The sequence below is a fragment of the Pantoea sp. USHLN298 genome, assembly GCF_037149395.1.
GTDB lineage: Bacteria > Pseudomonadota > Gammaproteobacteria > Enterobacterales > Enterobacteriaceae > Pantoea > Pantoea astica.
Map to the genome: position 1 here is coordinate 79650 of NZ_JBBCRO010000008.1, position 15710 is coordinate 95359.

Consider the following 15710-nt stretch of genomic DNA (forward strand, 5'->3'; position numbering starts at 1 on the left):
CTCTCCGGCCGCGAAAAAAACAATTAAAACACTCCTCGCATCAGGACATGTTATGCACACAGAAATTATTAATATCTGGCCTCAAGGTGATGCGCCAGGCGCCAGCGATTCACGCGCGCAGCCACAAATCATCGATATGGCGAAACAGTATGAGCCTTACGATCGGGCCGCCACTGGCGTACGCTGCCCGGAAATGGCGATCTGGTATCCGGTAGAGTCGAATGGCATTACCCTGCTGGTCGCGCCGGGCGGCGGTTATCATCGCGTGATGATCGACCGCGAAGGAAGCGCGCTGGCGACCTTCTTCACCTCAATGGGCTACACCCTGGCGGTGATGACCTACCGGCTGCCTTATGATGGTCATCACGAAGGTCCCGATGCGCCGCTGGCCGATGCCCAGCGCGCGGTGCGGGTGCTGCGTGAACGGGCGCAGCGCGGGCTCAACGGCAAATATATCGTGATGATGGGCTTTTCGGCGGGTGGTCACGTCGCCGCCAGCCTGGGTACCCGTTTCGCCGAGAAGCTCTATCCGGTGCAGGATGGTGCTGAAAACTTCTCGCCGCGTCCGGATGCGATGGTGCTGGTCTATCCGGTGATCAGCATGCGTGACGGCATGGCGCATGAAGGTTCACGCACCCGCTTGCTCGGTGCGTGGCCGGATCAAAAAACCATTGAAGCCTATTCACTGGAAACGCGGGTACACCCGCTGGTGCCACCGACGCTGTTGATTCACGCTGCCGACGACGAATCGGTTTCGGTGAACCATAGCATGGCGTTTTTCGGCGCGTTACGGCAGCACAATGTCCCGGCAGAAGTGCATTTCTATCAGAAGGGCGGCCACGGATTTGGAATCCGCGGCGTGGCAGATTTGCCCCTCGCCAGCTGGCCGATGTTAGTGACCGAGTGGCTCAGGGCGAAAACCTGATTATGCGGCTGGCGGCTGGATATCGCTGGCGCTGCTGTCCGGCTGGCTGGCATCGTTGCCGGTCGCCGGCGCCACAGGCGGTGCCATCACCTTTTCCCACTCACTTTGCAGGCTTTTGACGTTGGTTTCGGCTTCGCCTTCCGGCTGAATCAGCACCATCATCAGCTCCTGGCTCAGTTGCTGACGCAGCTCCTGATTCAGCTGTTCACGGGTCAGACCGGCAAGAAAGGTCTGACGCAGTTTCTGGTACTGCTCCGGCGCGATATCCACCACCGAGTTCCGCTGCGAGCGCAGTCGCTGGCTCATCAACACATCGGTATCGGTGCGGGCATAGGTGGTGAACAGCTTATTCAGCTCCAGCAGCTTCTGCGCCATCAGCGCATCAAACTCCTCCTGCGGTAAACCTTTGTCGCGGACTGCCGCCAGTTCACGCGCCACCAGATTCATGTTCTGCGCCAGCGTCTCATTGCGTGCATCGAGATTGATTGAGCATTGCGCACGCTGGTAAAGCACGCGGCAGTCAAAACCGACCTGCACGCCCTGCGCTTTGCTGTCGCTCAGCGTGCGCTGCACATGCCAGAACAGCGCTTCACGCGCCAGATCGCCCTGCCAGTAACGCTGCAGGTTCTGGGAGTCGCGAATCGGTTGCCACGGCGTATCCCACACCAGCGACAGGCGATCCTGCGTCATTTTGCCGCTGACCAGGTTAACCGGCTCGTGCGGCAGCGGCGATAAGGTTGGCAGCGGCGCAGGGGTTTCACGTTTGCCGGTCAACGGCGAAAACGCTTTGTTGATCTGCTCGGAGAGGCTACGGCTTTCGACATTACCCACCACGTACAGCGTCATCGCATCAGGGGTATACCACTGACGGTAAAAATCATTCAGCTGGGTTAAATCGACCGGGGCACGCGGTTGCGCTGCGGGATCGTGCGCCAGCAATGCCGAACCTTTCAGACGATAGCGCCACCAGACATCCTGGGTATCTTTCGGCCAGGTGGCGACCGGATCGGATGCGGACAGGGCGGTATTCACCACCTGCTCGGTAATCGCCATGTTGCCTGCGGTGGCCGCCAGCCAGTTCAGGGCTTCTTTCAGCAGTTCGGGGCGATTGTTGGGCAGGCTGAGGTTGTATTGCGTGAAGTCATAGGAGGCGATAACGGGCGGCAGCGGATGCTGGGGGTCCATCGCCTGTTGCCATAACGCCCGCTGCTGGTTGGTGTCGAGCGCGGTGTTATGCACCATCGCCAGACGTGGCAGCAGATGGCTGAAGCCCGCCTGTTGCGCACTTTCGACCAGCGAGCCGGTATTCACCACCATACGCAGTTCGATGCGGTCACTGGGACGTTGCGGTGTGGCCAGTAACTGCCAGTTAAATCCGTTATCCAGCTTGCCTTCCTGCCAGGCCGGATCCGGTTGCAGCGTTTCTGCCTGGAGACCATAGCTGGTGGCTGCCAGCACTAATCCACCAACCAAAAGCCGAATTCTGGTGCCCTGCATGTGAACCCCTACTCAAATAATTCAAATATCGTTATCGCTGGCACGTTTTGCCGCTGTTATTAGCGAACCGGCTGGACGCCGAATCGCGCTGTTATCCAATAACAGAGTGTTTGACCACAGGAAGCTCAGGATGTCGCGCAACGAAGTGAAAAACGTCAAAAAAAACAAGTAGGGTTTATTATCCAAATGCCCGCTGTCAGGGCAAGCGACAGCGGGCATTTGTCGGGATTTAAGTGAAAATCAATGATTAAACGGAAGGTTCAGACGCTTTTTTCGCCTTATTCCGGCCAGCAAGCGTGTCATTCAGCTGTTTTTGATCCAGCTGGTCGACCCATTTTGCCACCACCACGGTCGCCACACCGTTGCCCACCAGATTGGTCAGCGCACGGGCTTCAGACATAAAGCGGTCGATACCCAGAATCAGCGCAAGACCGGCCACCGGCAGATGTCCCACCGCGGAGAGCGTTGCCGCCAGCACGATGAATCCGCTGCCCGTCACCCCGGCTGCCCCTTTCGAGGAGAGCAACAGCACCACCAGCAGCGTGATCTGATGGAAGATATCCATGTGCGCATTGGTAGCCTGGGCGATAAACACCGCCGCCATGGTCAGGTAGATCGAGGTCCCGTCCAGGTTGAAGGAGTAACCGGTCGGTATCACCAGTCCCACCACCGATTTCTTGCAGCCGAGCCGCTCCATCTTATCCAGCATACGCGGCAGCGCAGACTCGGAAGAGGAGGTGCCCAGTACGATCAGCAGCTCTTCTTTGATGTACGCGATAAATTTGAAGATGCTGAAACCGGCAAACAGACGCGCAATCAGCCCCAGCACAATCACCACGAACAGAATACAGGTGATGTAGAAGCAGATAATCAGCTGGCCGAGCTGCACCAGCGAACCCACGCCATACTTACCGATAGTGAACGCCATGGCACCAAAGGCCCCGATAGGCGCCAGCCGCATGATCATATTGATAATGCCGAAAATGACTTTCGAGAAGTTTTCAATCACGTTGAAAATCAGCGTGCCGGTGTTGCCGAGGCGATGCAGTGCGAAACCAAACAGAATGGCGAACAGCAGCACCTGCAGAATGTTACCGCTGGCAAAAGCACCGATCACGCTGTTAGGGATCACATCCAGCAGGAAGGCCACAACGCCCTGCTGTTCCGCCTGCTGCGCATACATGGCCACCGCTTTGGCATCCAGCGTCGCCGGATCGACGTTCATCCCGGCACCCGGCTGCACCACGTTGACCACCACCAGACCGATAATCAGCGCGATAGTACTGACAATTTCAAAATAGAGCAGCGCCACCGCACCGGTGCGGCCGACCGCTTTCATACTTTCCATCCCGGCAATGCCGGTCACCACGGTACAGAAAATCACCGGGGCGATAATCATCTTGATCAATTTAACAAAGCCATCTCCCAACGGCTTCATCTGGGTCCCGAGTTCCGGATAAAAATGGCCTAACAAAACGCCGATGCCAATCGCCATCAGCACCTGGAAATAGAGGCTTTTAAAAAGTGAGGTTTTCATAAACAGGTGTCCACTAACGCCGTGAGGTGATGTTGTCGGATTCGTTATTGTGACTGACGGGCAACACAGGCGGCGCCTGACAGTAACCCGAAAATAACACTCTGTTTACGTGATTAATACAGGCTGACAAACCAGCGGGAAATGATACCGACGTAATTCTGAACTGAAACGCTTCAGCATGGGGTTTTGTAACTAAAATTCTCGCAAAATCAATGAATCAGGCAATTATTCCGTCAGTGAGGGGTTTTCAATCCATGCCTGATTGAATCGCGCTACCGGCAGCGCTTCAGCATAAAGGTAACCCTGACCGATGTAGATACCGCGCGCCAGCAGCCAGTCGCGCTGCTCAGCGGTTTCGACCCCTTCAGCAATCACGTCCAGGTGAATAATGTCAGCGATCGCTGCCACGATGCGCACCATGGTGTCATCAACGGGCAGCGCCGCCACAAAGCTGCGATCCATCTTGAGCTTATTGACCGGCAGAGCTTTTAACTGATGCAGCGAATTGAGGTTGGAATAGCCCATGCCAAAATCATCCAGCGCCACCGCGACGCCGGTTTGTTGCAACATCCGCAGCAGCGAGATCGCCTGCTCGGCATCACCGATATGGGCGGTTTCCGTCATCTCCAGCACAAAGGTGCCGGGCGCAATCTGATGGCGCGTCAGCAGCGCCTGCAGATGGGAGACCATCGCGGTATCGCGCAGCTGAACGGCAGAAATATTGACGCTAAGCGGCAGCATGATGCCCTGTCGCTGCCAGCCTGCCAGAATCCGGCACGCCTCTTCAAATACCCAGCGGCCAATCGCGGTAATGACGCCAATCTCCTCCGCGCTGGCGATAAACTCTTCCGTCAGGCCAAAACTGCCGTCCGGCTGACGCATACGCAGCAGCGCTTCCGCGCCAGCCAGCTCGCCGGTTCGCATATCAATCTGCGGCTGCAGGTAGAGCGCGAACTGATCGTCATGCAGCCCCTGCAAAATATCGTGTTCCTGGGTCAGGCGTTTCTGTGCCCGCTCGGTTAATGCCGCATCGAAGAACAGAATCTGATTTTTCCCCTGATGACGCGCCGACATCATGGCGGAGGTCGCGCGATCGAGCAGTTCATTGGCGCTCAGCGGCTGGTCGTCGCGCAGCGCCAGCCCGATGCTGGCGTTAGGTCGCAGCTGCAACTGATGCAGATTGACCGGCTGGTTAAGCCGAATCATCAGGTTGCGCGCCAGCCGCAGCGCGCGGAATGGATTACTGGCGCGCTTCATCAGCAGCACGAAATCGCTGGTGCCGGTCTGAGCCAGCAGCGTGTGGTCATCCAGCGTGCTGCGGATCTTCTCGACCAGGGTCAGCATCAGCGTGTCGCGCTGCTCATCACTCAGCACGCCGTTGGCTTCCTGCAGGGTCTCAATACGGATCACCATCAGGCCGAGTGGCTGGTCAGGGTTGCACATATACTGATCGACCAGCGCCAGAAACAGCGCCCGGTTGGGCAGATCGGTGACGTCAAAATGGGTGGTCAGCCGGCTCATCTCGTCGTGTACCGATTCCAGCACCTGCTGATTACGGTTGTAACTGCGGATCAGCATGCCAATCTCATCGTCGCGATGGCTCGGCGGCAGCGTCAGTTTGTGGGTCAGAATCGACTGTGGCGGCAGCTCCTGCAGTTCACGCGAGATATTACGCAGCGGATGCACCACCAGCCGGTTAATGCACCAGCTGATCGCTACCGACAGAATCAGCGCCAGCAACAGATAGGTGGTGATCATGGTCGACAGAGTACTGAGGATGAACTGGTAAACGCGGGTCGAGTTAGCCTGCAGCACCAGATAGGCGAGAGGTTTCGGCAGGCCGGTATTCTCGACCGAGTAGAGCGGCAGCGTTATCTGCACCGGCAGCTCAAACAGGCGCGCCACCAGCCGCGGCACCGGTTTTTCGTTTTCAAAGTCAGCGTGCAGCGCCTGGAAGGCGTTGGGCAGCACCACATCGGCACGCGATAAAATCCCGGCGGGCTTCAGTGAGTGAAGAATGCGTTCGGCCTGCGGAATATCGGCTCTCAGTACCGCTTCCGAGAGCGGCTGACGCACGGTATGAGCGATATTCTCCATCTGCTGGGCGTAGTCAATCCTGCGCTGCTGCACAAAATGAAACAGTTGGATGACGATAAAGATGCTGATGGTGATAACCGCAACCAGCGAAACCGTCGCCATCTGCTTTATCGTAAGTGACCGGCTTACCCGCAAAAATTCTCTCCTGACGATGAAAAAAGCCCAGATAGCAGACAGTACAATGCCCGCCAGTATATCCCATAAACTGACTTTTTTACCGTCTGAAAAGTCCGGCTTTTTCCCGGTCAGGATTATTTGAAATCCGCATAAGGGGTCAGCGGCTGTGGCGGCATATCCAGATCCCCTTCCCAGCCAGCGGCAGAGTAACGCACGTAAATAAGCCCGTGACTTGGGGTATAGTCTTTCGCCTGTTGAATATCGACGCCCACCCCGATAAACCAGTCGGGCGTGATACGACGTTCAACCACGCCCTGCAGCGTATACCCGGTGCCGCTACCGGTGCTGCTGGCGGAAACGGGATTGCTGGCAAGGGTAAAACCGGGATTGACCGGATAGCGCTGCTGCGCATCGGTTTTCGAATGTGACCAGGAAACCGAGCCGCCCAGGTCGAACGACCAGTTTTCCGTACGCTGTCGCCAGGTGACCGGCACGGAAAAGGAGAGATACTGCTGCGGACTGTAGTAGCCGCCCTGACCGAAGGTGTAATCACTGAGATCCTTCTGATAGTGCCAGAGCATGCTGTTCAGCCCGACGGTGGCCCGGCGATTATCGCTATTAATGAGCTTGTAGTAGTAGCCAGCCATTAAGCGCTCGCGACTGTTATCCGCAACGTTTTTACCGGTGATCTGATGCGCGCTGATGTCGCCCCAGACACCGTGCGCCCCACCCTGATCGTAACTCAGCCCGATGCTGCCACCCGTTGCCACTACGCCGCCCCAGCTTTTTCCACCGTTGGTCGCTGGATCGCGCGCGCCCGAATAGGAAAGCAGCGAACTGGCGATCGGCCGTCGCGAGGCGGTCAGCGTCACGCCAAGATCCCTGACGTCAGTTTTCCAGCTCAGACCGCCGGTCCAGTTGGTCACCTCAAAGCCCAGCGGCGTGGTACCCAGATCCGCTGACCAGCGGTCATTATGCCAGCCGACGCCCAGCGCGGTGCCCTCGGCGCGCTGACTGGCATCGCGGCTGCATCCGCCGGAACTGGCGTCGTCGCAGCTACCAAACTGCTCGTTGAAGCTGCCGTTGCGGGTGGAAAAACTCCCTGCCGAGACGTCCACCCGGTCGAGACGGAAAAAACCGCGTCCGTCGGCAAACGGACTTTCCGCCTGTAGCATGGTGGTATGGGCTGTAAAGTCGGAGACCCCAGCCGTACCCTTATTGCGCGAATAATCCTGCTGCACCGTCAGCGTGGTCTCACGCTGACGATAGAGATCGGCGGTGTCGCTGCGAATACTGCGCTTTAGCCAGTCATCCTGGGCCTGAGTGCGTGTCGCGCGGCTGATACTTTCGCCGCTGCCGATACCGCTGGCTGTCATCGCCTGACGATAATCCGCCAGCGCGATCTCTGGCTGCTGCTGTGTGCGCTCCAGCCGTGCCGCATCACGAAACACCAGTGCCTTATCCTGTGAAGGCGGCAGTGACGCAGCGCGCTGCTTCAGGCTGGCAAAGCGCACGGCAGCCTGTGTGGTTTCGCCCACCGCCTGCCATGCCAGCGCGGCGCGGCGATCGGCATTAAGAGTGTTGGGCTGGGCTGGCTGCTGCTCAAGTGCCTGCCGTGCTTCACCGGTGCGCTGGAGCGCGACCAGCGCTTCGATTCGTCCCAGCGCTGCGTCGCCGCTATCCGACTCGCGCGACAGCACCTGCTGATAGGTCTCCAGTGCCTGCTGCGCATCCCCGCGAGCCAGCGCCCAGTCGGCCAGCGTCAGGTCGCGTCGGCTGGAAACCGGCTGCTGGTAAAGCAGCATCACCGCTGCCCGCTCCTGCCCTGCCGCACGAAGCGCTTCAGCGCTGGCAAAAATTTTATCCTGCCCGAGCCGGTCAGCCAGCTCATGCATATTGCTGTTCCACTGCGTTTCAGGCAGGCGATGCAGCGTTGCCAGTGCGGCGTCATCATTATCCCGGCTGGAAAGGTAGAGTGCGGCGGCGTAGACCGCAGTCGCATCTCCGGGATGCTGCTGTTGCAGCGTCGCGATCTGCGCATCCGCCTGTTGGGTGGCCCCACCGTCGCGTAGCGCGCTCGCCAGCCGATAACTCAGCCAGACGTCATCCGGCTGCAACGCCAGCGCCGCCCGATACTTCTCTGCCGCCTGCGGCCATTTATTCTGCCGGGCGAGCGCATCGGCCTCGGCGCGCAGACTGTCACTGCGCAGCGCGCGCAACGTTCCCGCCATCTCGCGCTGCTGCGCGGCAGGTAGCGTACTGATAAACTGCATTACGCGGGCAGGCGACTCGGCCTGATAAAGCCCGGCCAGGCGACGCACGGTGGTGGTGTTGGTCGCGTCAAGCCGCAGCGCATGCTGCCAGAACAGTTCGGCACCTGCCGCATCTTTGCGCGCCATCGCCACATCGCCCAGGCCAATCAGGGCATAGCTGTCGGTGCTATCAATTTTCTGTGCGGCGCGGTAAGCGCGTTCGGCCCCCTTCACGTCATGCTGCGCCAGCGCCTTGTCGCCCTGTTCGACCGCCAGCCAGTAACGGTTAGTCTGCAGCAGCGACTGCCATTTGCCGATCAACGTGCTCTGCTTGCCCGCCTCAACGGCGCGTTCCAGCCAGAGCACCGCCACATCACGATGGCCGGCGCGTGCCTGAGTCTGCCCCATTGCACCCATCAATTCGGCGTCGTTGGGGTTATCCTTCACTGCCCGGCTAAGCGCTGCCATTGCATTATTGACATCGCCCGCCTCGACCAGCGCCAGGCCACGCATCCGTTCGCGATAGGCGGGATCGGCGAGCTGCACCTGCTGCTTCGCCAGCACTTCGGCGCCCTGCTGGTGCGCGTCGCCGTCGGTAAAAACAGCCAGATAAGCCTTCAACTGCGCCACGCTGCTGTCGCTGACCGGCTGATCGTTGATTTGCTGCAGCCAGAGATCGGCGGCGGCGGCGCGTCCGCCGTTGCTGTTTGCCAGCTTTTTCAACTGCGCTATCGCCTGCGCCGGCTGCTGTTGATCAAATGCCATGCGTGCAATTTGCAGCTCAACCCCGATATTGCCCGGGTAGCGCTGCTCCAGCGCCTGCAGCTGCTGGTAAGCGACGCTCTCCTGACCGGGAATGCGTGCCAGCAGCCGCCAGTATTCCAGCGCCGTATTTGCATCCGGAAAAACCCCGCCGAACAACGCATCGTAAGCACTTTTCGCCTCCGCCAGGTGCCCCGAAGTGGCGAGCAGGCGCGCCTGCTGTAGCTGCTGCCGCCCATCCGACGACATCAGCGTCAGGCCGACGGCTGATTCACGCGTTGCGGCCGAGTCGGGCGCAACCTTTTTCAGCTGCTCCAGTAGCATCTGCGCTTTAGGGATATCGCCCTGACGCAGCGCCAGCCGCAGGCGAGCCGCCAGCACCTGCGGATTATCGGGATCGATCTTCTCAAGCCGGTAGAGCGATTGCTGCACCAGATCGTATTTGTTGGTCGACTCGCCGGTGCGTACCTGTGACAGCAACCATTCGACCGGCGACACCTCCGGTCCGTCGACCGGTGCAGTCAGCCCCGGCAGCGCACTCAGTGCGCCGAGCAGCATGCCTGCCCGCAGCACCCGGGCGTTATTCATCTTCATCCAGTAAACGACGACGGGTAATAATTCGCATCAGACGCCAGGTCATCAGCGCGAACAGCACCACCACAAAGAGTGCGCAAAGTGCCAGCCAAAAGGGATGGATTGAGAGTAGCGACCAGAGACGCTCCCACCACGGCAGATGACCAACGTAGTAGCTCTCTCCCACGCGCAGACTGTTAACCCCTGACTCGCGGATCACCACGGTGGAGCCAGACATCGTGCCACGCTTGCCGCTGTCACCCATCGCCTCGTTGAGCAACTGCCAGCTGCGCGGCGTGCCATCGGCGAGCAACGCGACAACGCTGCGCTGATCGTAAAAAGGTGACTGGAAGCCAATCACCGTTGCCAGCGGGCCGCGGGAGCTGATAGTCGTCGTGCTTTCTGCCGCCTGCTCGCGCTGACTTTGTGGGTTCACCTCCGGAGTGATCCGTCGCACAGGCTCTTTCAGCCAGCTGGCGGTAGCGTCAACCAGCGCAGGGATCTGCTGGTCATCCTGAAGATCTTTGGGGATGACGCCGATCATCAGCAGATCAACATCCTGCTTCTTCGCCGTGTCCCAGTCATCGGTCAACTGAACGCGCAGCGCCGGATAGCCGGTTTGCGCACCCATATTGCCCAACGTATTCAGCAGCGTGCTGACCTGTTCTGCATCGGGCTTTGGCGGCATCAGTACCAGGGTTTGCGCCAGATCGGCGTAGCGGCTGAACGGAAAGCCCGCATTCGCCCAGGCGCGCAGCGACGGCATTTCGATGTAGTGGCGATAGCCGGAAAAATCGATGCTGGAATTGTCGTCCACCACCACATGATGCGTAATCGGCGTTGCGGTTTCGCAGCGCCCATCCGCGTTGCCGCTGATGGTGATGTTGGCGTAATCAAAATCGAAGCGCAGCTGATTCACTACCCCGAGGCGCAGCGCCGGAATCAGCAGCTCATGGCTCTTGTCCAGCATTCCCTGTATCAGCGGAATATGCAGCAGCTGCTGACCCGTGGTGTTTTTCGGCGGCAGCGGATAATCCTGAATGAACTGATTATTCAGGTTGACCGCCAGCCGTGAGCCATCCGACTGGAAAGGCGCGGTATAGCGATAGCTCAGATCCATATCGATACCGCGCGCGCGAACCAGGAAGAGATCGGGCGGCAGATTGAGGGTCAGACTAACGGGATTAGGCTGCACCCCATCAGACTGCAACTGATTCTCATATTGCGTCAGTTCGGCGAAAGTGGTGCGGCGATCGGTTCGCACCCAGTTAGGTGCGTCATAGGCCTGGCGCGGGGAGAGCAGCTTAACGCTGTCGATGGTTGAGATATCGCCGCGCAGCAGCAGCTCACCCTGGGCGATACCCTGAACCGCCGTCAGCAAGTCCTCATCATTGCGTCCCAGAATCAGCAGCATTTTTTCATACGGATTATCGGGCTGGCTGACAATCTCTACTGTGGGTTTCGCCACCGGCGGCAGATCTTTCAGAAAATCCGGGCGCGCATCGTTGGTGGCAAACACCACCGCATGCTGCTGTTGCGGCAGCTGATTGTAGAGCACCGGAAAGCGCTGCCCGCGCCAGCCCGTTTTGCTGCCAAACCAGGAAGCAAGAATGGCGGCGGCCCGCTGCTGCGTGACATCCGGCTGGGCGCTAAACACCATCGGCAGGGTCAGCGGTCGCGTATCCCGCGAATCAAAAAAGGGTTCCGGGAAGTGAGAGAGGTCATTTTTCAGCGGCAGTTTTTGCAGCGTCAGATCGATGCCGCTCTGTTTGCCGATATCCAGCCAGATTGCGCTATTGGCAGGATTTTCACAGACGTTGGCGTAGTGGCCCACCAGCTCGAAACGCACGCGGTTAAAGTCGGCAATGTAACGCGGATCGATCGACAGCTGCGTCTGGGTCTCTTTACCCAGCTGTTCCGGCGTCAGGGTGATCAGACCGACCAGCTCATCATTGAGATAAACCTTCAGCTGCGACAGCGTCGGCAGCAGTGCGGGCGAAGGCCGAAAGCTGAGGTTCAGCAACGCGCGCGTCACCACCTCATCGCTGCGCACACCGAACTCAATCTGTCCGGTGGTGCGGGTGCCACGCAGCGTCATGCTGCCAGGCGGCGGTGCCAGCTGGGCAAAGCTCAGCTGGCTGTTCCGCAGCGGTGCGCCGTTATCCTGAGGTAAAGATTGCACAGGCGTTACACCATTGATGTTTGCGGGCACGTCCTCCTGCGCGGCGGCACAGCTTAACGTTGCACTGCCCAGCAGCAGAGCGGCAAACCACCTGTTTACTCTCGTTATCGTCATATCATCAACTCAATGCGTTTTTTGAAGCCGGCACACGTCCGATGCCTTGTGGCAACAGCGAGGCCAGCCAGCTCACCCCAACGGTAAGCAGGTTAAACAGCCGACGTAACTGCGGTGGGCCATATTCCGCCAGGCGCAGGTAACCTTTGAAACCGAGGATCATGATATCGGCGAGGCTTTGCACCGGTTTATCTTCCGGAAAACCGTCCTGCCACAGCGCCCAGGTATCGGCGCGGGCGAAGGTACACTGGATAAATTCAATATGCTGCTGGGTGGTCAGCTGATGGAGACGCACGCCAGCACGGTGGCCAAAGACACGCTGCACCTGGCACGGGAAGCTGAACTCCTGCTGTCCACGACGCAGCAGCAGCCACACTTTTTCATTCTCCCGCAGCGCATCCGGCTCGCGCATCTCCAGCCCGACGCCGCCGTCAGAGTAATCACGCAGCGTACAGGGCAGCATATGACCATCTTCGCGTGCAATGGCGGCCGGCATGGCGATCTCCACCCGGTGCGCCTCACGGATCTGCCGTGCTTCAACCGAAACCGCTACCGCACCGCCAAGAATAATCATGTTGTAGAGCACCCAAATCAGGCTCACCCATACCGTCAGTACCTCATTGGCCGGACCGTGCTGCATGCGCCAGAACGCCATCAATACCCCTGCGAGGTTGAGCAGCACCAGCAGCATATAGGGCTTGGTTATCACCCAGTCCAGATGCTGCTCCTCCACCAGCCCGCCTTTTGCGGTGACGTTAAACTTCCCTTTATGAGGATTGAACAGCGCCACGGTGGTAGGCCGGGCGATATACCAGGCCAGCACCGTCTCGTAGACCTCGCTCCAGAAAGAGTGTCGCCAGCGTCCCTGAATACGCGAGTTGGTGAGGCTGGTATGCAGCATATGGGGCAAAACATAAATGGCGATCGCCAGTGCAGGCGCGTAGATGATGTAGGCATGACAGAGCAGAAACGCCAGCGGCGCCAGCAGGAAGACCAGCCGCGGAATGCCAGAGAGAAAGTGCAGCATGGCGTTGGCATAACAGAGCCGCTGTACCCACTTCAGCCCCTTACCAAACAGCGGGTTATCAAGGCGGAAGATCTGCACCATACCGCGTGCCCAGCGGATACGCTGTCCGATATGCGCTGACAGACTTTCGGTCGCCAGTCCGGCCGCCTGAGGAATGCGGATGTAGGCCGAAGTGTAGCCGCGCCGGTGCAGACGCAGCGAGGTATGGGCATCTTCGGTAACGGTTTCCACCGCAATACCGCCAATTTCATCCAGCGCGCTGCGGCGCAGCACGGCGCAGGAGCCGCAGAAAAAGGTGGCATCCCAGGTATCATTACCGTCCTGCACCAGCCCATAAAAGAGCGAACCCTCATTGGGCGTACGACGAAACCGCCCGAGATTGCGCTCAAACGGATCAGGCGAGAAGAAGTGATGCGGCGTCTGCATCATCGCCAGCCGGGGATCTTTAATAAACCAGCCCATGGTCATCTGCAAAAAGGCGCGCGTCGGTACATGGTCACAGTCGAAAATCACCACAAATTCGCTGCGGCAGTACTTTTTCAGCGCGTGATTGATGTTGCCGGCCTTGGCGTGCTCATGGGTGGGACGGACGACATAGTTGATACCCACGCTGGCGGCAAAGTCGCGGAATTCTGGCCGGTCACCGTCGTCGAGCAGATAGATATTCAGGCGGTCTTTCGGCCAGTCGATGCCCATGGCAGCGTAGATGGTGGGTCTGACCACGCTGAGCGGTTCGTTGTAGGTTGGCACCAGCAGATCGATGCCTGGCCACTGATCCCGATCGACAGGCATCGACACCGGCTGACGGTTAAGCGGCCAGAGCGTCTGAAAATAGCCCAGCACCAGCACCACCCAGGCGTAGGTCTCAGCCGCAATAAGCAGCAGACCAAACACCAGACTCAGCGGATCGTCCCAGTTCAGCGTCGAGGTATAGCGCCACCAGAGGTAGCGGCACGATACGGTCAGCGACAGCACAATCAGCATCATGGTCGGGAAACGCCCCGGGACGCGTCGTACCAGCATCGCCAGGCTCCAGAGCAGTACCACAAAGATAAACTGCGTCATCAGACCAAAGGGCTGGCTGATACAGAGCAGCGCCAGCAACGTGGCAAACAGGGCGGTGACGGCGAAGAGGCTGCGTCGCACCAGCGGCGACAGCCGCTTCAGCCACTGTTCGATGCGCACATCGATTCCCTGGGTCTGTGAGTGGGCAACGGCCCTGTCCAGCCAGCGGTAGCCATGGTGGCGCCAGCCAGACAGCGCACCGAGGCCGCGGAAACCGCCACGAGCGCGATCGCTCTGCGGCAGGATCACCAAAAGCCACAGCGTCTGGATCAGATAGCGCAGGATATCCAGTGGTCGCGGCCGCTCCGGCGAAATGTGCGGATAGAGCCGGCGGCGCTGCTGAATAATCCGCTGCCAGCCCGGCGTTTCGAAGCGAAGCAGCATCAGGCCCAGCACCGACCAGAACAGATGGAGCGCACTGGCGAAGCGGGACGCGCCATTGCCTCGCGCGGTGGTGTAGCCCCTGTGCAGCGATTGCCAGGCGGGCGCGGTTAACAGCCAGCACAACGGATTCAAGAGCTCACTCCATTCAGATTGAGCAGCAGCCAGCTTGCCAGCGTGATGATCTCTTCACTGACCAACGCATGTGGCCGGTATTCACCGACCGGCTGCTTCATCATCAGCGCTTCTGCCAGCGCCTCATCCCGGTGGATCAGCAGCGGGATCAGCGGATTCAGCGAGGCCATCCAGAGCTGATGCAGATCCTGCTGCAGACGGCTGTTGGCATTAAACTGATTGATAATAAAACGGGTGCGCGCCGGAAACTGGCGCTGGCTAAGCCGCAAATGGCAATTCGCGTCTGGCTGAGTGACGCACAACAGGCTGTCCAGCATCGGATAGAGCGTTTCATGCCAGGGCAGGGTATCGGCAGGCAGATCGAAAATAATCCACTGATAGCGCGCCCGCAGGTCCGGTAATGCCTGGAGCAGCGGCGCGGCGATCGCCTCATTCTGTCTGGCAATAGTCAAAGCATGCTGATGGGAAAGCACCCCATGAGGCAGCAAATCAGGACCATCGGGATAGCGAAGCCCGCTGTGCTGCCAGTCACCGCCCTCACACAGTGCTTTCATCCAGCCATTATCCTGCTGAGCGGGCAGATTAAAATGCACGCCGAGCTGGCTGACCGGGGAGCCATCGATCAACAATACTCGCTCGCCGAGTGCCGCCAGCGCCCAGCCCAATCCGGCACAAAGAGAAGTCGTGCCGACGCCGCCCCGTACGCCCTGAAGCGCGATCTGCGGCATCAGCGATCGGTCTCAGACTGGCTGGCAAGGGTTTCCGCTAACAGCGGCCAGCGCGACACGATCGCTTTCAGGCGCTCTTCCCGCGCAATGTCGACATAGCGGAAAGAGTGCAAAGAAAACGCATCACGCAACGCACTAATATCATCCTGACGATCGCCATCAGCGGCAACAGGGTTATAGAGATTGTGGTTTTTCATTACTGTTCGCCAAAAATAAAACAACGTCACACTCAGGATGACGGACTGGGCGTAAAGGAAAGTTGAAAAACATTTCCAGAAACGCGGCAATTGCAGAACAATGTGAGCCGGCCTGTGATTA

Annotated in this window: 9 protein-coding genes; 1 reads left to right on the top strand and 8 read right to left on the bottom strand. The window is 59.0% G+C overall.

Going from position 1 to position 15710, the window contains the following annotated elements; translation table 11 throughout:
• Window positions 1–52 precede the first annotated feature (52 nt).
• On the top strand, window positions 53–925 hold the full coding sequence (locus tag WFK59_RS19635; RefSeq protein ID WP_233985678.1) for an alpha/beta hydrolase: 873 nt from the start codon (window positions 53–55) through the stop codon (window positions 923–925).
• On the opposite strand, the gene WFK59_RS19640 is transcribed toward WFK59_RS19635, so the two are convergent.
• The 8 genes from WFK59_RS19640 to bcsR all read right to left on the bottom strand — a co-directional run bounded on the left by WFK59_RS19640 (window position 926) and on the right by bcsR (window position 15589).
• Window positions 926–2422 carry a M16 family metallopeptidase gene (locus tag WFK59_RS19640; RefSeq protein ID WP_336756940.1) on the bottom strand — a complete coding sequence of 499 codons (1497 nt, stop codon included), beginning with the start codon at window positions 2420–2422 and terminating at the stop codon, window positions 926–928.
• A 247-nt stretch (window positions 2423–2669) separates the two neighbouring features.
• A complete protein-coding gene (locus tag WFK59_RS19645; RefSeq protein WP_233985680.1) occupies window positions 2670–3959 on the bottom strand; it encodes a dicarboxylate/amino acid:cation symporter in 1290 nt (429 codons plus the stop codon).
• Window positions 3960–4184: 225 nt separating this feature from the next.
• Entirely contained in the window at window positions 4185–6191 is a 2007-nt protein-coding gene (hmsP, locus tag WFK59_RS19650) for a biofilm formation regulator HmsP (protein ID WP_336756943.1), read from the bottom strand.
• Window positions 6192–6307: 116 nt separating this feature from the next.
• Window positions 6308–9775: a cellulose synthase complex outer membrane protein BcsC gene (bcsC, locus tag WFK59_RS19655; protein WP_336756945.1), complete on the bottom strand. Its 3468-nt coding sequence runs from the start codon at window positions 9773–9775 to the stop codon at window positions 6308–6310.
• Window positions 9768–12056, bottom strand: coding sequence for a cellulose biosynthesis cyclic di-GMP-binding regulatory protein BcsB (gene bcsB, locus WFK59_RS19660; protein WP_336756947.1), 2289 nt, complete (start codon window positions 12054–12056; stop codon window positions 9768–9770). Before bcsB ends, bcsC begins: the two co-directional genes overlap by 8 nt.
• 4 nt (window positions 12057–12060) lie before the next feature.
• The gene (gene bcsA, locus WFK59_RS19665; protein ID WP_233985684.1) at window positions 12061–14664 is read right to left on the bottom strand and encodes a UDP-forming cellulose synthase catalytic subunit; all 2604 of its coding nucleotides are present in this window, start codon (window positions 14662–14664) and stop codon (window positions 12061–12063) included.
• Window positions 14661–15392, bottom strand: coding sequence for a cellulose biosynthesis protein BcsQ (gene bcsQ / locus WFK59_RS19670; RefSeq protein WP_336756948.1), 732 nt, complete (start codon window positions 15390–15392; stop codon window positions 14661–14663). Before bcsQ ends, bcsA begins: the two co-directional genes overlap by 4 nt.
• The gene (bcsR, locus tag WFK59_RS19675; RefSeq protein ID WP_010257416.1) at window positions 15392–15589 is read right to left on the bottom strand and encodes a cellulose biosynthesis protein BcsR; all 198 of its coding nucleotides are present in this window, start codon (window positions 15587–15589) and stop codon (window positions 15392–15394) included. Before bcsR ends, bcsQ begins: the two co-directional genes overlap by 1 nt.
• Window positions 15590–15710 lie beyond the last annotated feature (121 nt).

What these genes read in the sequence shown, in the direction of transcription:
- WFK59_RS19635 (WP_233985678.1), top strand. Translation starts at nt 53, where the DNA reads ATGCACACAGAAATTATTAATATCTGGCCTCAAGGTGATGCGCCAGGC.
- WFK59_RS19640 (WP_336756940.1), bottom strand. Translation starts at nt 2,422, where the DNA reads ATGCAGGGCACCAGAATTCGGCTTTTGGTTGGTGGATTAGTGCTGGCA.
- WFK59_RS19645 (WP_233985680.1), bottom strand. Translation starts at nt 3,959, where the DNA reads ATGAAAACCTCACTTTTTAAAAGCCTCTATTTCCAGGTGCTGATGGCG.
- bcsC (WP_336756945.1), bottom strand. Translation starts at nt 9,775, where the DNA reads ATGAATAACGCCCGGGTGCTGCGGGCAGGCATGCTGCTCGGCGCACTG.
- bcsB (WP_336756947.1), bottom strand. Translation starts at nt 12,056, where the DNA reads ATGACGATAACGAGAGTAAACAGGTGGTTTGCCGCTCTGCTGCTGGGC.
- bcsQ (WP_336756948.1), bottom strand. Translation starts at nt 15,392, where the DNA reads ATGCCGCAGATCGCGCTTCAGGGCGTACGGGGCGGCGTCGGCACGACT.
- bcsR (WP_010257416.1), bottom strand. Translation starts at nt 15,589, where the DNA reads ATGAAAAACCACAATCTCTATAACCCTGTTGCCGCTGATGGCGATCGT.